16 protein-coding genes and 1 pseudogene are annotated in these 19,417 nt (G+C 41.6%); 16 read left to right on the top strand and 1 reads right to left on the bottom strand.

Annotation, left to right across the window (positions count from 1 at the left end; genetic code table 11):
• Nucleotides 1-142: 142 nt before the first annotated feature.
• The 9 genes from F9B85_RS03485 to F9B85_RS03445 all read left to right on the top strand — a co-directional run bounded on the left by F9B85_RS03485 (nt 143) and on the right by F9B85_RS03445 (nt 8,864).
• On the top strand, nt 143-3,406 hold the full coding sequence (locus F9B85_RS03485; protein WP_151618597.1) for a recombinase family protein: 3,264 nt from the start codon (nt 143-145) through the stop codon (nt 3,404-3,406).
• A 307-nt stretch (nt 3,407-3,713) separates the two neighbouring features.
• Nucleotides 3,714-3,953, top strand: coding sequence for a hypothetical protein (locus F9B85_RS03480; RefSeq protein ID WP_243138053.1), 240 nt, complete (start codon nt 3,714-3,716; stop codon nt 3,951-3,953).
• Between the two features lie 22 nt (nt 3,954-3,975).
• On the top strand, nt 3,976-4,317 hold the full coding sequence (locus tag F9B85_RS03475) for a retropepsin-like aspartic protease (RefSeq protein WP_243138052.1): 342 nt from the start codon (nt 3,976-3,978) through the stop codon (nt 4,315-4,317).
• A 35-nt stretch (nt 4,318-4,352) separates the two neighbouring features.
• Complete coding sequence (locus F9B85_RS03470; RefSeq protein ID WP_151618593.1) at nt 4,353-4,610, top strand: hypothetical protein; 258 nt, start codon at nt 4,353-4,355, stop codon at nt 4,608-4,610.
• 189 nt (nt 4,611-4,799) lie between these two features.
• Nucleotides 4,800-4,961, top strand: a complete 162-nt coding sequence (locus F9B85_RS14290) for a hypothetical protein (protein WP_170270140.1) — start codon at nt 4,800-4,802, stop codon at nt 4,959-4,961.
• A 261-nt stretch (nt 4,962-5,222) separates the two neighbouring features.
• The gene (locus F9B85_RS03460) at nt 5,223-6,140 is read left to right on the top strand and encodes a recombinase zinc beta ribbon domain-containing protein (RefSeq protein WP_423245047.1); all 918 of its coding nucleotides are present in this window, start codon (nt 5,223-5,225) and stop codon (nt 6,138-6,140) included.
• Between the two features lie 115 nt (nt 6,141-6,255).
• Entirely contained in the window at nt 6,256-7,470 is a 1,215-nt protein-coding gene (locus tag F9B85_RS03455) for a recombinase family protein (RefSeq protein ID WP_151618590.1), read from the top strand.
• Nucleotides 7,443-8,594 (top strand): recombinase family protein, encoded by a 1,152-nt coding sequence (locus tag F9B85_RS03450; RefSeq protein ID WP_170270139.1) that lies wholly within the window; start codon nt 7,443-7,445, stop codon nt 8,592-8,594. Before F9B85_RS03455 ends, F9B85_RS03450 begins: the two co-directional genes overlap by 28 nt.
• A 42-nt stretch (nt 8,595-8,636) precedes the next feature.
• Nucleotides 8,637-8,864: a hypothetical protein gene (locus F9B85_RS03445; protein ID WP_151618588.1), complete on the top strand. Its 228-nt coding sequence runs from the start codon at nt 8,637-8,639 to the stop codon at nt 8,862-8,864.
• A 72-nt stretch (nt 8,865-8,936) separates the two neighbouring features.
• Here F9B85_RS03445 and F9B85_RS03440 read toward each other — a convergent pair whose 3' ends face one another.
• Nucleotides 8,937-9,740, bottom strand: coding sequence for a DUF3800 domain-containing protein (locus F9B85_RS03440; protein ID WP_151618586.1), 804 nt, complete (start codon nt 9,738-9,740; stop codon nt 8,937-8,939).
• Between the two features lie 501 nt (nt 9,741-10,241).
• On the opposite strand from F9B85_RS03440, the gene F9B85_RS03435 reads away from it, so the two are divergent.
• The 7 genes and pseudogenes from F9B85_RS03435 (at nt 10,242) to F9B85_RS03405 (ending at nt 19,271) form a co-directional block, all read left to right on the top strand.
• Nucleotides 10,242-10,523, top strand: a complete 282-nt coding sequence (locus F9B85_RS03435; RefSeq protein ID WP_151618585.1) for a hypothetical protein — start codon at nt 10,242-10,244, stop codon at nt 10,521-10,523.
• Between the two features lie 649 nt (nt 10,524-11,172).
• A complete protein-coding gene (locus F9B85_RS14285; RefSeq protein ID WP_170270137.1) occupies nt 11,173-11,334 on the top strand; it encodes a hypothetical protein in 162 nt (53 codons plus the stop codon).
• A 306-nt stretch (nt 11,335-11,640) separates the two neighbouring features.
• A complete protein-coding gene (locus tag F9B85_RS03425) occupies nt 11,641-11,847 on the top strand; it encodes a hypothetical protein (RefSeq protein WP_151618582.1) in 207 nt (68 codons plus the stop codon).
• 136 nt (nt 11,848-11,983) lie between these two features.
• A pseudogene (locus F9B85_RS14715) lies at nt 11,984-12,091 on the top strand (UTP--glucose-1-phosphate uridylyltransferase); the annotation flags it as partial.
• A gap of 170 nt (nt 12,092-12,261) precedes the next feature.
• Nucleotides 12,262-13,140 carry a Wzz/FepE/Etk N-terminal domain-containing protein gene (locus tag F9B85_RS03415; RefSeq protein ID WP_170270136.1) on the top strand — a complete coding sequence of 293 codons (879 nt, stop codon included), beginning with the start codon at nt 12,262-12,264 and terminating at the stop codon, nt 13,138-13,140.
• 301 nt (nt 13,141-13,441) lie between these two features.
• Nucleotides 13,442-13,642 carry a hypothetical protein gene (locus F9B85_RS03410; protein WP_151618579.1) on the top strand — a complete coding sequence of 67 codons (201 nt, stop codon included), beginning with the start codon at nt 13,442-13,444 and terminating at the stop codon, nt 13,640-13,642.
• 238 nt (nt 13,643-13,880) lie between these two features.
• Entirely contained in the window at nt 13,881-19,271 is a 5,391-nt protein-coding gene (locus tag F9B85_RS03405) for a S8 family serine peptidase (RefSeq protein ID WP_151618577.1), read from the top strand.
• Nucleotides 19,272-19,417: the final 146 nt, after the last annotated feature.

Genomic DNA, 19,417 nt, shown 5'->3' with positions numbered 1-19,417 from the left:
TGAACACCTCAGGTTAAGAGAATATCCCTGTTCACGGATACCCTGCTAAAACGAATACCCCCTTTCTTCAAAAACCACTTGCAAAGCAGTTGGTTATGAGTGATAGATAGGACACTCAAATTGAAGAAAGGGGGTATTTACTTTGAAAAAAACCCGAGTCGCCTGTTACTGCCGGGTGAGCTCCAAGGAAGAAGAATTGCTAAACTCCTTAGAAAACCAAGTACAGTACTATACAAGGTACATCGAAGAACGATCGGACTGGAGAATGGCCGGCCTTTATATCGATAAAGGCATATCAGGCAAAGGCAAGAAAAAAAGAACGGGCTTTTTACGCATGCTACGGCACTGTGCTGAAGGGCGCATTGACTTAATCATCACCAAAAGCGTTTCAAGATTTGCCAGAAATACGCAAGACTTTTTAGAGGTAGTCAACGACCTCAAAGAAAAAGGCATAGACATCTACTTTGAAAAAGAGAACATCCATACCTTATCTTCGAATAGTTCTTTTTTGCTATCCACTCTGGCAGCGGTGGCCCAGGAAGAACTAAGGAATATATCAGAAAATGAAATCTGGTCCAAGGAAAAGCGAGCTGCCCAAGGAAAGCCAGCATTCATAAGAATTCTCGGCTACAACGTTGAGCGCAATCGTCAAGAATCAAAGATAACCATTAACGAAGAAGAAGCGGCCATTGTAAGAGAAATATTTGCCTTGGCTCATGCAGGAGTGTCCTTAACTAACATTTCCCGAGTGATGATGGAGAGAGGATATCAAACAGCCAGAGGGTCTAATGAATGGGCCTATGCTACAGTGAAGATTATAGTGACCAATTATCGCTACACGGGAAACGTACTATTTAGGCGTTTCTTTAAGCCAAACTACCTCAGCGATTACAAGAAAAGAAATACAGGTGAGCGCACTCAATATTTAATCGAGAACCACCACCCACCAATTATTAGCCAGCAAATGTTTGATGAAGTTCAAAAGCGCATTGTAAAGCAAAAAAGCAAAGCGCCGGAAAGAGAAGCACCTCGGCCATTAGCAGGAAGGATATTTTGTGGCTTATGCCATTGTAGATGTTACCGAACCAATGATAAGAAAAGTCAATCATGGATATGCAAGCAAATCAAATCACATCCAGAAAAATGTGATGCGATTCCCATTCGAGAACATGAGATAAAAGAAATCATGCAAAGAGCGATGCGAGAGCGTTATGACTTTTCAGACCCAGATAAAATGAAAAGAGAGCTAAAGCGAACCAACGATGCAAACTTTGAATATCACCGCCTAAGCTTATTCTATGAACTGGAAGCAGCCAGAGAAAGAGAACGGTATGGACCTCCTAATGATAGTGCAACCAAAGAAAAGCGAAGGCTGGAACATGAGATTCTGAAAAAAGAAGTTTTCTGGGAGCAAGTAGAGGAAGATAAAAAGTATCGAGATCAGGCGCTTACGAGCTTAGAGAAAGCATTAACCGATGAAGATTTAACCTTTGAGTTTATGCGAGCTTTCATCCTACGCATAGAGGTCTATCCTTCCTTTGACTTTCTGATAACCTGGTTTGACGGAACAGAAAGTAAACTTAAAGAAAGCAAATACTGCGGGAAAGGTCGGAAAAGGAAACCATCGGAGGATATGAAGATGTTGATATCAGCCAATGCAGAGGCCATGAAACCTGAGGGGATCGACAATAACGATCCCCTTTCTATCAAAGCCGTTCCTATTAATAATCACTCTAACAATAATCACACCATCAACACCGAAGTGACTCCAATCGAAGAGCACTCCAGGCCAAAAAGTATTGAAATCCTAAATGAACCGCAAAGCAGCAAAAGCAAAAAGCGTGTTTGCTGTTATGTGCGGGTATCCTCAGGCGAAGAAGACCAACTAGCAAGCTATCGGTTTCAGATAGCCTATTACACCCACACAATTCACAAGAATCCTCAGTATGAATTTGCCGGCGTTTATGCAGACGAAGCAATAACGGGGACATCAACAGAAAAAAGAACAAACTTTAACAAAATGATAGCCGACTGCGTAGCCGGAAAAATAGACCTAATCATAACCAAATCGATTTCTAGATTTTCTCGTAATACCCTAGACGCACTTGAACATATTCGCATGCTCAAAGGACTTCCCAAGCCTGTGCATATCTTGTTTGAAAAAGAGAACATCAACACAGAAGATGAAAAAAGTGAAATAATGCTAACCATATTAAGCACCTTGGCGCAAGAAGAAGCTAGAAATATTTCGGAGAACGTAAAATGGGGCTTCAGGAAGTTAGCCGAGCGAGGGATCGTGACAGTACCAGCCTATCTCTTTTATGGATTCGACTCTGATGAAAATGGGAACTGGATCATCAACGAAGAACAAGCGAAAGTGATTAGAAGGATTGTCGATGAATACCTAAAAGGCCAAAGCTATAGAGATATCGCCAAAGGTTTAACAGAAGATGGCATATTGAGCCCCGGTGGCAAGAAAGCATGGAACGTGACAACCATAAAGGATATTTTGCGTTCAGAGAAAAATGTGGGACATGTCACATTTCAAAAAACATTCGTTACTGATTACCTTTCATCAAAGCGTAAAAGAAATGAAGGAGAACTGCCGCAATACATTATCGAAAATCATCATACACCCATCATTGAACAGGAAGTATATGAAGCGGTTCAGCAGGAGATGGAACGGCGAAGAAATCATGAGAAAAAAGAAACGAGGCATAAAAGTGAATTCTCTAATATTCTTTACTGCGCTCACTGTGGAAGCCTAATGTGGCACTACCTTTCGAGTCCAAAAATGATAGATGGTAAACGAAAGAAGTACCATTACTGGAGATGTGCCGCAGCGTCGGGAGACGTATTTACGATAAAGTGTGAAGTAAGAAGTTACCGAGAAGAGATACTAAAACAAACCTTTATGATTATGCTAAAGGAAATGAAAGAAAACCCACAGCTAAGCCTTGAAGCAAAAGGAGCCATAAAAGAAATACAGCTCAATGAAGAAGAGCAAAAGCAGATGGATAAACTGCAGAATGACCAAAAAGAAAATTACGATGCGTTGTACAGAATCGTTGAAGAACTAGGCGATATAGATACCCAAAGCCCTGAGATACAGGAAAGGACAGATAAAATCATCACCCTTGAAAAAGAGCTAGAAGGATATAACGAAAGAATTGAAAAAGCGAAAGAAATGCAAAAGGAGCTAGATTGGTTACTGGCAGAGCTGAGCCAGCTCAAAAGAATCACAAAGAAGTCAAAATTTCGAGATGATATATTCCGGCGACTTATTCAACGCGGGGAAGTCTATGCAGACGGCCGCATTGTTTACGATCTTAGCTTGGGGATAAAGTGGACGGCCTATGGCGCTGATCAGAGAATGCCGAGAAGTAAGGATAGGAATAAGAAGTGAGGGGAAGGAAAAAAACCACCGAGTTAGCCTCTAGGGTTTAGATGGCTATTTGGTGGGTTTTTTCTGTATAATAGTATTAAGGTTATTAGGTACTCGATGTGTCAGAGAAAAATTAAGATGACTCGGTCCTGTAAGAACGGTAGCGGGGAAAGAAACACTGTTTTAATATGCCAAGAGGGAGGCAACTTCAGAAAAACCTATCAAACAGAAGGATTTCAGATGTTTTCCATAGAAAAAATAACCAAAGGAATATACACTATACATCAAGCTTAAATTAATTGAGGTGAGAGCGTTGAAGTGGCAAGAAGTGCGTTCATTGTATCCCAATCAATTTGTAAAATTACAAGTATTAAAGTCTCGGTTAGAAGGTACTCAGGAAATCATAGAGGATATGGCTGTAGTCGGTATGGTTCCAGATGCCAATGCAACTCGTGAATTGTTACAGTCAAAAGGCGAATATCTCGTGTATCACACCAGCCATGAGGAAATTGTCCTAAAGGTTCGTGGCGCCATTGGCTTGAGAGGAAAAGTAAGTTATGCAGATTAAGTATCGTGACGGTTTATTGTTTGTGTCAATAAAGCTTGTTTATCAAGGTAGGTCTAAAGTAATTGATAATATGGTTATCGATACAGGAGCCGCTAAAACACTTATTTCTCAAAATGCAGTCGATGATATCGATTTACGAGTAGAAAGCGGAGATCATATTGTCACATACTACGGCATTGGTGGTAAAGAACATGCATATACGAAGCAAGTTGACTCAATTCATATAGGCTCTTTGCAGTTAAAAGATCGTAAGCTAGATTTTAGTGGTATGGATTATGAAGGTATCGATGGCTTATTAGGGCTTGATGTTTTACTAGATGCTGGCTTTATCATAGATCTTAAAAAACTAGAGATGTATCGCTAAGGAGAAAAGCACATTTAATGGGAAAGGTGTCTCTGATGAGCAAAATTTATATTTGTTCTACGCACCGTGATACAAAGGCAAAAGTTATTCTTGAATTGCCTACAAGTGAAGAAGCAAAACAAGCCCTGCAACGAATTAAAAAAGAAAATCCAAAATTAAGTATCGGTGTTTATGGCTCAAGAGATTTAGCAACATTCAAACGAACACAACGGGCTTTAAAATCACCTACATTAGTTAAGTCAGTAGATGATTTCTTGGAAGCCATGAACGAAAAGGAAATGGAAACCGTTTAACCTAGAACCTCTATATTAGTGATCAAGTTGGTGACTAAGCCAGTGATCAAGCTAGTGACCAAGCTGATGAAAAAATGATGGACTAAAGAATTACTGGAGTTTTGTACTTACCCGTATGAAGCTTAAAATGGTTTTAGAAACAGAGGCATCTAAAAGTTTGGTCTGAACTTGGTTTGCGGGAGTGAGCGTATGAAACCCAAAAAACTTTCTCGGGATGAGATACTCAAATTTGAAAAAGCAGTGGACGATGGTGTTTATGTTGCTCCTTCAAAAATATCTGCTAAGCAAGAAATGGAAACGAAAAAGCTTATCGAAAAAATGAAAAATGCAAAAAACAGGCAAGATACCTAACCTAAGATATCTTGCGTGAACTGAACCCACTAAGGTCATGAGGACCAGGGTGGGTCTTTTCGTTTTCAGGGAGGCTCTTTTGTGCTCCCAAAAATAAGTTCCTCTAACGAAGCTCATCACCTTAACCGGTGGTGGGCTTTTATTTTTTTATCTACGAAGCATACTCATGCAAAATTATTTCTCGCGGAAAAAAGGCCAGAACACTACTACATCTAGCAACCTAAAACCCAGCTCGATACTATATCTAGATTTTTTATCTAAATCGGATCATGGGGCTCGGCCTTAACTAACAAAACAATAACCATCGATTACTTATCCCACAAACGAATCCGGAATGACGGAAGGGAACAACAATATTTCATTAAAGAACATCACCCCGCCATCATTTCAGAAGAAGATTGGAACGCCGTTCAGCAGGAGCTAAAACGAAGAAACGACATGCTCAGAAACCCCGATGGAAAATATGCACAAAACTACTCCAACAGGTCATGCTTTTCCAACATACTCTACTGCGCCGAGTGCGGCCACCCCATCGTAAGAAGGCGAATGAGCTCACAGAAAAATGGAGAGAAGTACCTCTTCACCGCCTGGCACTGCCGAACGAAAACGCACCCCCAAAAATACAAAGAGGACTGCAAAGCAAGGTACGTCTGGGAATCTGCTCTGGAAAGTGAGTTTATGACCTTGCTAAGCGACTTAAAAGCAGGAAAGGCTGAATTGCTCCAGGATGCTCAGCAAGTCATTGATGAACACGATCTCAGCCCAACAGAAAAAGAGCGCCAATTAAGTCTTGAAGCACAGATTAAGCAAATCAATGAGCAAATACAAAAGCTAACAGAACAAAGCAACTCTTCTCTTGCCAACATCTATGAAGCTTCGATCAACCATCTATACTACGAACAAGAGCTACTACAAGCCGAGTACGATGAACTCGATGAGAGGCGACAAACAAGCAAAGATATGGAGCGGCACTTGGAAACATTACTTTCCTATTTAAATAGCTTCGAAGAACGAGAAAGCTTCGAAGAAGAACAAGAACAAGAACAAGAAGAACCAGCCTTCCAAGAAGAAATCTTCCGACAGGTCGTGCAAAAAGGCACCATCAACAAAGACCTGAAAGTGACCATTGAATTCAAATGCGGCATTACCCGAAGCTTTATAGCTAACCGGAAAAAATAAAATAAAGAACCCCCTTGAACTTCTAGCAAGATTGAGTGATAGATAACGTACCTCCCCAGTACCAACAGGTGAGGAAAGATCGCCAATCTTGAATAGAAGAGGAGGGGGTTTTTCTTTGTCCGAGGACATTCTAAAAAACCATGAGTGGAAGGAAGTTCTCTGGAAACCATTAGCCCAGGAAAAAGCAAGCCTACTAGGAACAGAGCAAAAGGTCATCCGAGTCGCCGCTTACGCTAGAACAAGCAAAAAAATCAGCGTGCAATTGCAGTCCTTAGAAATTCAAATTGACTACTTCACAAGGTTTGTTCAAAAGAAGCCACATTTTAAGCTCGTTTCAATTTATTACGATGAAGGTGTCTCTGGAACCAAAATGGACAACCGCTTAGGCATGACCCGCTTGTTGCGCCATTGTCGAGAAGGAAAAATTGATTACATTGTCACCAAAAGTATATCCAGATTTTCACGGAACGTAAAAGAGCTTATGGAAGTGGTGAAAGAATTACAAAAGCTCAATGTGGGTTTGTATTTTCAAAAAGAAAACCTCGACACTTCAAAAGAGTACAACGAATTTTTACTGGCTACCTATGCCGCCCTTGCTCAAAACGAAGTAGAAACCTTAGGAAAAAACGTCAGTTGGGGCTATGAGCAAAGAACCTTACGAGGCGTGCCTAAGTTTGAGCGGATTCTCGGGTATCATGTTCACCACTATCAAAAAAAGCCCCACATCACCGTTGACGAAGAAGAAGCAATGTACGTTAAAAAAGTCTATCAATTATACCTAGAAGGAAAAAACTACAATGAAATCGCCCAATATTTGATGCTACAAAAAGTGATCAGCTCAAGAGGAAGCGCTGTTTGGGACGGAACAACGGTCAAAAAAATTCTAACCAATGTGACCTATACGGGAAATCGACTTGCCACATTTAAGTCCAATGATCTTCTAAACAAAGGCAAAGCAACAGAGAGACAGAGCTATTACATTGAGAACAACCATCAAGCCATTATTGACCTGGCCACCTTTGAAGAAGTGCAAAAGCGTATCCAAGCGACAGAGTACAAAAAGAATATGAAAAAAGCAGAGTTTCGCTCCTTATCCAGTCGCATCCTCTGCGGGTTATGCGGATGTAATTATCAGTTCTTAACGGACTACGCCACCCCTTGTTGGCGCTGCAGAAAAAGTAAACTTGGCATGGAAATATGCTCTCTTCTTACAGGCTCTATGAATCAGAACTTAAAGAAGCCTTTAAGAAGCGATTTGATAATCAGACACAAAGCAAAAACAGAACAGAGTTTAATCGGCTCATGCAAAAGTGCAAAGAAGGAAAAATAGATCTCATTTTGACCAAATCCATATCAAGGTTCAGCAGAAATACGGTCGACGCCCTTTCTTGGGTAAGAATGCTAAAGTCACTGGACCCGCCGGTACATATACACTTTGAACGGGAAAACATCAACACAGCCGATGAAGACAGTGAATTGATGCTAACAATTCTTAGCAGTATGGCCCAAGAAGAAGCGGTCAGCTTAGGGAGCAGTAGCCAATGGGCAAAGCAAAAGCTAGCCGAACAAGGCATTGTCAATGTGAGCCGAGTCCCTTATGGATACGACCTTGATGAAGAGAAAAAATGGGTTATCAACCCTGAACAAGCCGCCGTGGTTAGAAGAATCTTTCAATCTTACCTAAACAGCAAGAGCAGCAGAACAATTGCCCGAGAGTTAAGCGAAGAGAAGATCGAATCGGCCAGCGGAAATAACTACTGGCATCAAAACAGTGTCGATTGCATCTTGCAGTCTATCTTTTATAAAGGCTGTTACTTATACCAAAAGACCTATTCGCAAGATGCAATCACGCAAAAAAGATTGGTTAACAAAGGGGAGCTTCCCCAGTATTACATCGAAGACCATCATCCAGCCATTATCACACAAGAAGTTTGGGATGCCACTCAAGAACTGAGAGAATCCAAAAAAATAAAAATAAAGATCATGCCAGAAGAAAGAAGGGAGCCACAAAACTTTCATAAAATATTTAGGTGCGGTCAATGCGGAGGAATCCTGAGTCATCATTTGCAGTACAACTACCAAGATCCGAAGAAAGGTGCAAAGCACTACTGGAGATGCATTGTCAGTAGAGGGAAAAACTACTCCGCCAAGTGCAGTGCGCAGAGCTTTCGCCAAGAGTATCTAGAGCATAACTTTATGACCGCATTGCTGGAAATGAGAGCAAATGAACGATTTCAGATAGAGGCAGAAGCTGTAGCAACCAAGACAGACTTAACAAGTGAAGAGCTTGCTGAAGTGAAAGCGATCGAAGCAAAGATGGAGCAACTCAACCAGGAACTATATGAGGCCGTAGACGAGGAGCTAAACAAAGCAGGCCAAGATACCAAAAAGGTCGAAGCGTTAACAGACCATATCGTAAAATGCAAAAATCAGCTAGATGAGTATGAAGAGTGAAAAGAAAAGGCTGAAAAGTATCGAGCTGAATCAAAGTGGCTCATGAAAGAATTAGAGGGCTTGGATGAGTTTGATCCACTCAAGCACCGAGTGGACTTCCGAGGAGATATCTTCGAGCGCCTTGTTGAAAGTGGCGTTGTTCATCCCGACGGCCGGATTGTCTATACACTAAGCACAGGAGTCAAGTGGGAGTGTTATCTTGAAGAGAAGCGATCCTATAAGTTGAAGGTGAAAGGGCAGAGGAAGGAAAGGGTTCTTAAGAAAAAGTGAATCAATAGAGAAAGCCCACTAAGTTAGCGTCTAGGATTTAGATAGCTACTTGGTGGACTTTTTGTTGCGTTATTATCGAGTTGCTGGAAGAGATTCAAAGTTTACTTGATGTTGCGACAAAAAGAGCATTATAAAGTGTCCAAAATCAATTTCCCTAAGTTCTTTTGTTGCCGTCCATTCATAATATTGTATATTAGAAAGAAAATTGTAAAAAGAATCATTTGATAAGAGCTCTACTGCAAGCAAATTTTTAGCTTCAACGCTTTTAGACATGAGTGAATTTTTGTTTTGAATAATTGTACGAATAACTCCTAATATCAAGTCAGTTAGTTCTAAACCTATTTCTTGTCCTTTTGAAACCAATTCACACTTTTTGATCCAAAAGCGTTCTCCTCTGTATAAAGACTGTATATTTAACTGTTCAACAATACTTTTGGAGAGCTCGGTTTTTTCATATTCTGAAGCTTTTTCAACAATAACATCTACGTTAAGGTAATTTTCATGGCCAAAATTTCTTAATAAACCATAGAGAATTCTTTCTGGTAATTTACTATAGACCATTTTTGGAATCATTTGAATTGAGCTTGTAGGTCTGACTTCAGTAGGTAGGTGGTAGTTGATTACGTTGAATCTAAAAAGATTCGAGTAATTCATTACAATAGAAAAAAGACGGACAATTCTTTCTCTGTCGTAGGCATTGCCGCTATATTTATTCCAATGTAGTTTCAATTCATTACTACGTAATTTTTCATTGTAATCCTGAAAAGCTTTGTTATTATAGATAGCGTGTGGAATAAGAAAGCCACCCATCAAAGTAGGTTTATCCTTGCGCTTACCACTTTCATCGAAAAAAACAAGCATTTTGCTTTCTACCATTTGACCATACCTCCTATTTCAGAGCCCAGATTGACAAACGTAAAGAAAAGTAGTAAAATTCACCTGAAGGACAGAAATCTCTCATTCCGTGGATTGCGAGAACTGTCTGAACAAAGAGACTCGTTCCGTGGGACGCCAATCTTTGTTTTATTTTTCGACAAGAAAAGGGTATTTCCTTGGTATAAATTTTCGACTCGCCGTAAATGGTGAGTTTTTTCTTTTTAAACAGGTTAAGACATCCATAAGAGCCATGGGGGCTTTTCGTTGGACACGCAAATACGCAAGTATCCCTCGGATTTCTCTTGATATAGACCTGCTCTAGAGCGATACTCTTACTACCAAAATGAATGGGTTCGGGAGGGGAGAATGATGATGGCCGGCAAGAAGGAAAGAAAACAACTGTCACCAAGTCTCTCTCTCAAGAATCTGTTCAGCCCTGTGCCGATGTAAAGTCAGCACAGGGTTTTTCTTTTGCTTTAAATTAGGAAGGGAGTGTCCAAGATGGGTATTGGAAGAGTGAAAACATTCATCGATGTGATTGAATTGGCCCCGCTCAAAAGCGGCCAGGGAGTAACCGATCACATTGTAGCCAGCATGGGGGCGTATCGAGAGGAGCTGCATGCTTTATCAGAAGAGGGGAGAACATCTTTTCAGCTCCGACAAATACCTGGAGTTGAGGTTAAGGAGAACATGGTTTTGGTTTGCGACACCGGTAGATACAGGATCACCGAGATTAAGCAAAAGGAAGATATGTATCTAGAAGCTTTGGTTGAAAGAGATTGAACTTAATAGGAATATGAATTGCGATAGTTAATTAACCATGTTTTTACCGCCCCTGGAAAAACGCATGCTCCAGAACGAAATGGTCTTTAAAACAAAAATACGAGATGGTGCAGGCACCTTCTCGCTAAAAACTCATATGAGCTTTTGTTCCTCGTACTCATTTGAACTCGACCATTTATTAGCCGCATATCGAGTGGCGACAAACATTGGTACATATCTTATGACTAGACCTTATAGCAACTCTGGGAAATGTAAAGGCTGGATTTATGGTGAAATCACCAGATAAACAAAAAACACGATCAGCGCCCATAAAGGTACGCTGATTAGCGTACCAATAATTAAGCCTTTAAAAAAGTTGATTCCTTCCAATTCAAAAACCCCTTCTATGCTCTTAAGTTTAGTTTGGCAAAAAACATGCTTCCCTAAACGAAAGAAGAAGGGGTAGAGGAAGAGACACATAAACCAAATCGGTTTTTCAAAAGGTTAAACCGAAAACCACATGTTTTTCAAGGCTCCCACGGCGACCTCTAGTGTCTTGGACACTTCTTGAAGTGACCAAAGGTTATAGAACTTCCCTGCATATTGGACAAGCTATGGAAAGTAGGGGCGTCGAAGAGGTTGGTTTGTACTTATTTTGAGGAGTGATCGTATGAAACCCAAAAAATTTTCTCGGGATGAAATAATCAAGTTGGAAAGAGCAGTGGACGATGGTGTTTATGTTGCTCCTTTAAAAATATCTGATAAGCAAGAAATGGAAACGAAAAAGCTTATCGAAAAAATGAAAAATGCAAAAAACAGGCAAGATACCTAGCCTAAGATATCTTGCGTGAACTGAACCCACTAAGGTCATTAAGCCACTAAGGTGGGTCTTTTTATTTTTGGAAGGATCTTTTGTGCTCTCAAAATATCGAAACAAAATTCCTCTAATGAAGAACTCGTCACCTAGCCGGTGGGGAGCTTTTTTGCTCTTTTAATCTACGAAACATATTGATAAAAGTAATCGTTTGATCAAAAAAACACCAAAACAACACTACATCTAGTGATTTGGCGCGCCAGCTCGATACTATATCTGGATTTTTTATCTAACTCGGATCATGGGGGCACAAAATGGTCCATAATGAAGAGATTCCAACGAGGCAACGCCCATATCCCAACAACCTACTTTCTAGGCTACGACACCGATGAAAATGGCAACCTTGTCATCAACGAAGAGGAAGCGGCCGTCATCCGAGGAATCTACTCCGAATGTCTCGCCGGCCAAAGGAACAGCCTTGATTGCCAAAGGCTTAATGCGAGACGGCATCTTAACAGCCAGAGGCAATAAAAAATGGACGCCCGATGCGGTTTATAAGATCTAGACGAATGAGAAATTTACAGGAGAAGCGCTTTGATAACCAGACCTTGAAAGATATCTTCTACCCAATGAAACGACATCATGAACAAGATCAGTACGAACAGCGAGGTTTTTACCGGATACCAAAGCTTAACCGAAAGAAATGTTGCCCATTGTGGACAAGCCTACTCTTCAATACGTAATCGAGGAAGCCGTCGAGTCTGGATGTGAAGATGGAAAACAAACAAGCTTGCCGTGAGCTTGTTGCACTATTAAGCATTATATGCGATAATTTCAAAGGCTAGGGTTTTTTTCTAGTCTTTTTATCCACTTATTTTCTTTCATTGTTAACGAACTAATATGAAGTAACTATTAACTACAATCGTAGACAGAAAGAGTGATATCGTGTCATCAGAGGAAAAGCGTCCTACATATACGGAAGTGCCTGTGCCGCCTCAGTATCAATTGGCTCACCATGATGATGAGATTAGCTTAATTGAGCTATGGGATACTCTTGTAAAGCGTAAGTTAATTATCATAGGCTCTTTTATTACTGTTCTTCTTCTATCGATTCTCTACACTTTCTCCATTACTCCAGTTTACGAGAGTCGTGCTGTTTTGCAGGTAGGTCAAACAGTGAGAGGGCAGACGATTGAAGATCCTGCTATTTTGGTGCAACGGTTAAAAGAGGAGTACCGCGTAGGCGATTCTAGTGAGGGCTCTAGACCAATGCCTCGACTTCGTAATATTGAGCAGGATCGAAACATAAAAAATCTAATTGTTTTTACGGCTGAAGGCTATAGTAGTGAAGAAGCACAGGCAGTACTTAATAATGTGATTGATAAGATTAAAGAAGAACATACCTTAAAGTTTGATGAAGAAAAAGAGTACACAGAACTGCGTCTTACCTCACTTAATGAGCAGTTTGAGCGTCTTGATGCTCGAATTATATCTTATGAAGAACGTATTAGTTCTTTACCTGATCGGGATGGTGCTTTAGCGGCTCTTTTAGTACTAGAAAAAGCAAAGCTTTCTGAAGTTCGTTCAACCTATGAGCGGCAAGTGATGGATTTAGAACTTGCTATGTCTGATAATAATATTAATCCTACAACACTTTTGCGGGAGCCTACCTTAACGATAAGCCCTGTTAAGCCTAACAATAAGCTTAATGTAGCTTTAGGAGCTGTGGTAGGCGCAATGGTTGGTGTTTTCGGCGCTTTTGCTATTGAATTTATTTCAAATGCTCGGCGGGAAAGACAAAGTGGAAAGACTATGGGTGCTTAAGAGTAAGCGTCAAAGGGAAGGCCGGGGGGACGCTTCGCTTGCCACATCAGGTAAACGACCATCTTAGGCGTGCAATGACCCCGCAAAAACTCAGACACAATCATGAATATTCTGAAAACTTAGCAACAAGCAAAAAACCCTAACCGTGTCAAATAACTATTTGGCGCGGTTAGGGTTTTGTACTGCTAATTTTTCAAAGTTAGCAAAGACCAGTTCACATAGTTGCTGGTCAAAGGCTTTCATTTTCTTGAGGTCTCGAATGCTTTTCAATCATCTCTACAATTTCCCCGAAGTTGTACTTATGATTTACTACATCAACAACAAAATCGGCGGCATTATCAGAAGTCATTTTAAAATGATAGCCATTGTAACATGGGGCAATCAAGGTCCTGTCCCAAAATGGGGTCTGACCCCGCGAAAACTCAAACACAATGGTGAATATTCTGAAAAATCCTCAGGACCATTTTTTTATCCATATCCTGATTTTTGTATGGCAGAATAAGTATCTCTACTTTTTTGCTCTTTTTATCTAACTCAGATCATGGGGCATAAAATGGGGTTTTAGGAAACTAGCCGAGCGAGGTATCGTGCTTCGAACAAAGATAATCCTGGATTAATCATTCGAGACAATCAAAATCCAAACTAGTGAAAAATTTTTCTAAAACCACTTCAATTATAAAAATTTAGTGGTAAAATTAAGTTGCCAGTATAAAATTGGAAGAAAAAAGGAGGGATCACCTATGGCCTTGCACAGACGAAAGGCCCACAAAGTTCTGGCGCTATTGCTCATCTTCGCTATGCTTATCACTCTCATGCCCTTCAGTGCAATAGCGGCGACACCAGCGACAGCAGGCGATTTATCCACCCATTGGGCCAAAGAAACTGTTCAAAAATGGCTTGAACAGGGACTAGCAAGTGGCTACCCAGACGGCACATTCCGACCCGATCATCCCATTACGCGGGCTGAATTCATGGCCTTGACCAACAATGCTTTTGGTTTTACAGAACAGCAGGAACAACATTCCATATCATTCAAAGACGTTCCAGCAGGTAGCTGGTATGAGCCTGTCATTGCAAAAGCAAAAACAGCAGGTTACATATTAGGATATCCTGATGGGACAATGAAACCGGATGAACCGATCTCTCGTCAAGAAGTGGCAGTCATCATTGCAAAGCTCAAAAAGCTTAACCCCAAAGATAAAACCTCAGTTCACTTAACAGACGCTGAACAATTCTCCGATTGGAGCAGAGGATTCATCTTCGCTATAGTTGATGCTGGGTATATGAAAGGATACCCCGATAGCTCATTCAAAGCGAATAATCCGATCAAAAGAGCAGAAGCTCTCGTTGCACTCGATCAAGTGTTGGAAACAGTCCCAGACACCAACAAGCCAGTAATCACTGAATATGATCAAGCAGGTACATATGGCCCAGAAGCAGGAAACAAGATTATCGAAGGTGACGTTGTCATCAAAGCAGATGGCGTGATCCTACAAAACACAACCGTAAAAGGTGACTTAACAATAGCAGAGCAAGTGGGACAGGGAACTGTCACCCTCAACCAAGTAACTGTAGAAGGAAACACTTACATTCGTGGCGGTGGACCAGACAGCATTATCATTGATGGTGGCAATTACAAAAAAATCATCATTGAAAAGGTAGACGGCAAAGTTCGCATCGTTGCTAAAGGCGTGCTTGGTGATGATGGCAATCCTGTTGACATAGTCATCTCTGAGGAAGCAGAAGGCAATGAAGTCATCCTCAGCGGTGAATTTGATAATATTGAGATCGCCGCAAGTGACGTGGTTGTCACTACTCAAGGAGAGACAACCATCCAGACAATAACTGTCAATGAAAACTTATCTGATCTAAAATTGAACTTCAATGAAGGCTCCAAGGTGAGCAAGATTACTTTTAACTCACCTGCCGAAGTCAATGGCGCTGAGGGTATTCAGAGTGCTGATATCAAGGTAAACGGCGTCATACTCGACAAAGAGCCACAAGGTAGACAACTCTCTGAAGGTGTCACTGTCTCCATCGGACCTACTGGGTCAGCCGGTGCAGGAGGCGGCGGAAGCAGTGGAAGCAGTGGAAGCGGCGGAAGTGGCGGAAGTGGCGGAAGTGGCGGAAGCGGCGGTAGTGGTGGAAGCGGCGGAAGCGATGGAAACGGTGAAAGCGGCGGTGGCGATGGAAGTGGTGATGATAGTGACACCACTGATAGGACTCCCCCTGAATTTGCCTCATCTTATCCGAAAGCAGGATCTGTAAGCTCTAACTCAGCCAGTATACTCGTCAAAATCAATGAGTCTGGCACCGTCTATTACATTGTTTTAGCTAAAGAGTCGGCTACTCCCACAGCGGCACAAGTCAAAGCAGGAACGGATGGTTCGGGCGTCTCCTTGCCTACAAACTTGAAAGGCTCTGCCGCAATGACAGCCAACGTAGAAGTAACCATCTCGGTCACAAGCTTAGAGCCGGCAACTGAATATGACATCTATGTTGTCGCAGAAGATGACAGCCGAAACATTCAAGCATCTCCAGTGAAGTTATCTTTTACAACAGTGGTAATTCCTAACAACCCACCTGAAAGACCTTCCAACCCCACTCCAGCTAATGGGGAAGATGAAGTCAGTGTAACACCTACTCTAAGCTGGAACTGCATTGACCCCAATGGCGACAAACTTACTTATGACCTCTATTTGGGCACAGAACAGGGTTTGGTGGATCAACTTGACCATTCTGTCCAGGTCCGAACTGGATCAGAGGAAACCACTTTTACCCCTATGGGTAAATTGAAAAGCTTAACCACTTATTACTGGAAAGTCGTTGCCAAAGATGAAAAAGGTGCAGAAAGTTCAAGCCCCTTATGGAGCTTTACCACTGAACCAAAAGTATTCACCGACACTCAAGGCTACTTCAAGATTGAAAGCACTGATCAGGATAAAATCATCGAAGGTTTTGTTACTCACGCTCGTGGAGGCCCCGGTCTCCCAGAAGCTACACTGATTTACCCCAAGAACATCTTCGAGCAACCGGGTGATATTCTTGTCCGTAAAGAAGGTTTTTCCTCTGCCAGAATTCAAGGTGCTAGTTGGAAAAGCCTATCTGGCCTATACGGCAATAATAGAACAGTTGCCGACAGCGTCTATGACTATGTCTATGGAATAGGCCAACTGAATTACTTCTATGAAGTGCCTCTTCGTGATGAATTCAATCCTTCATGGAATAGCACTCCACCCTATATTCAACTAAGCGGTGTAGAGCCAGGTGATATCCTTTCAGGAGAAGTGACGGTACAACTGTCAGTTTACAGCGGCCCGAACTCCTCTGAAAAAGCCGATACATTCGTCTATTATGTCTACTTAGGCGGAGAGCAACGATTCCCCCGAGAAGGATTTAACACTGGAAGCTCAGAAGGCACAATCACCATTAATACGTCCCTATATCCTGACGGAGCGACCTATTTGAAAGTACTGGCTTATGATAGAAATGAAAACTCTGTTTTATATGTAATTCCCATCAATATAAATAACGGCGTAAATGATATGACCCTTCCCAATAATATGACAGTTCTTAACGCTATTTCATACACTCGAGGTGTCAATATCGGTTTCTATTCCCTCCCTGACGATGAAGCACAGGTGAATTCGAATAAAGAAAAAGAAGTATTGAGGACTGAACAAGGTACCATCTTGGATCTGCGTTCCATACCTAATGACCTATCTGTCTATAATGTAATAGTATGGGCAAGCGTCACCGGCGCAAAAGGATATAAGGTATATCGCAGTTTTGATGGTGTTAACTTTACACAAATCGGTACAGTGTGGCAAAGTAGATATGACGATTACAGTAGCCAACTGGAAATAGGTAAGAAAACTTATTATAAAGTGGTCCCGTACAACAGCTTTGGTGACAACGAAAGTGGTTCATTAACTCGTTTTGTGATCCCCTTACCGGCCATGAATGTGATCTTAGAGAGTCCAGCAAATGGAGAGAAAGATGTAGAGCTAAGGCCCAAATTCTCCTGGCATATTGATTCCTCCAGCGACAACTTTGAAGTATTCGAGCAGTATGGTTCTATTAGCTACAGTTCCTATTTTGAGATTTATAATTTGACTCAATGGAGACACCATTATTCTGATGTCATAGACGCTTTTGAATATCAATTGCCTTTGTCTTATGCCTTAGAACCTGGTAATGTCTACTCATGGGATATCACTGATGGATACGCCTTTGTCCTGTACAAACATGGATCAGATGGATATTCTTATGCAATGTCTACCTATGGTGGACTTAGTTATGGATCCCTTGAGGGTGAAAACATTTTTACTACAAAGTTTACCAATGAAGAAAATCCAAGTGACGCTCAACCTGCATATCTTGATTTTGGAACTGAATATGATAAGGAACACCTGTTGGTCAAAACCCACGATTTGACACATATAGATAAAATAATGCAGGGATATGGAAGTTCTGTTGTGAAGAAGTGGGATGTTATTGGTTGGGCAAAGGTAAAAGTGCCGGCAGGAAAGACGGTTGAATCCTTTGTTCACAGACTGCTCAAAGATCCCAATGTGATCATGGCCCAACCAGACTATCGCTTGGAAATACCTCAACCTCATGTGGTTGAACCCGACAATAAGCTCACAACAAAATCGCTAGAAGTCAGCTCTAGCCATACAGGTTCCACTGTGCAAAGAGAAAAACTATGGGGACTTGATAATATCCGTGCTGAAGAAGCTTGGCAAGAAACAACAGGGTCAGACAAGGTGATTTTAGCGATTATCGATACGGGCGTGCAAATAGACCATCCTGAGTTTGCGAAAAAGACTTTTATCGGTGCTTATGATGCTACCGGTGAAAATCTTTCAGACGTTGACTACAATGGACATGGTACACATGTAGCTGGTATCGCCGCTGATGACGGCAGGGATGGTCAAATTGCCGGGGTTGCTTGGGACTCACCCATTATGCCCGTCCGAGTGATGAATAGTATTGGTGAAATATGGACTTCCTACTTGATTGAGGGGACCAGCTACGTTACAAATTATGTTGAGACTAATCCAGAATACCGAGCCGTTATCAATATGAGCATCGGTGGTCGAGGATACAACTTTGCCTTCAAAGATGCCATCGATTATGCTTTGCAACAAGGTGTTGTTTTCGTCACGTCCAACGGCAACGACTACAAACGGGTGGCTAGTTATCCTAGTACCTATAACGGCGTAATTTCTGTAGCGGCATCCACGCCGACCAATGGGAAGGGCGATTTTTCAACAACTGGGTCATGGACATCGGTGGCCGCACCAGGGGTAGCCATCTATTCCACTATCAGCAATTCCGGATACGCCTATATGAATGGTACATCCATGGCATCTCCCTATGTGGCTGGAGCAGTAGCATTGCTCTTATCGAAGTATCCTGATTTGACGCCTCTGCAAGTGAAGAATCAGCTGGAGAAGACTGCTCAAGGCGAAGGCTTCACAGAGGAACTGGGTTACGGCGTTATCGACTTAAAAGCGATGCTAGAAGAGATTCAACCGAACGAATATGGAAGCTGGACCATTCGCACAAACCTGAATGAGCACTTGCATGGCACAGCCGTTCTTACTGTTTTCGATCAGGATGACAACATGGTCACTTATGGTTTAACAGGTGGGGAAGGCCATCATATCTTCCACTCACTAAAACCAGGTAACTACACTGCACAGATGACCTATTTTGACCCCTATCAACTTGAGTATATCTTCGAAGAAAAAGAAGCTACCATTCATCCAGGTCAAGCTCTGGTTACAGACATTCACATCCTAATCCCTGAGTCGGTCACTAGAGTAGATTTAGGCACCTGGCATTTTGATGGATCTGATTCGCAATACACTGTACCGATTACGATACTTGAAGATGGCATTTACGAAATTGAAACATCTTTCTACTTGGAAGAATGTGATACGGAGCTCTATCTATATAATGCTCAAGGTGAACTGATTGCTTACAACGATGATTATAATGGTGTCTACTCCTTTATTAGAACAAAGCTGACTGCCGGGGAATACACAATCGTAGTCGAAGAATACTGGGGAAATGATTTGTATAGCACATTAACTCTCCGAAAAATTACTTTAAATTACTAATACCGTTTATGAAGAAAGAGTCCTTTCAGTGCGCTTTGCACTGGAGGACTCTTTTTTTTGAAAAAGTTCCGCCTTCTTCATAAGCAGGAACTATTCTGTCTATGCAGAATATCTTCCACTAATGAAGAAAGGTGGTATTTTTCGTG

Origin of the sequence: Heliorestis acidaminivorans (genome assembly GCF_008933955.1) — a bacterium.
GTDB lineage: Bacteria > Bacillota > Desulfitobacteriia > Heliobacteriales > Heliobacteriaceae > Heliorestis > Heliorestis acidaminivorans.
This window is presented reverse-complemented; position numbering and strand designations above follow the sequence as displayed.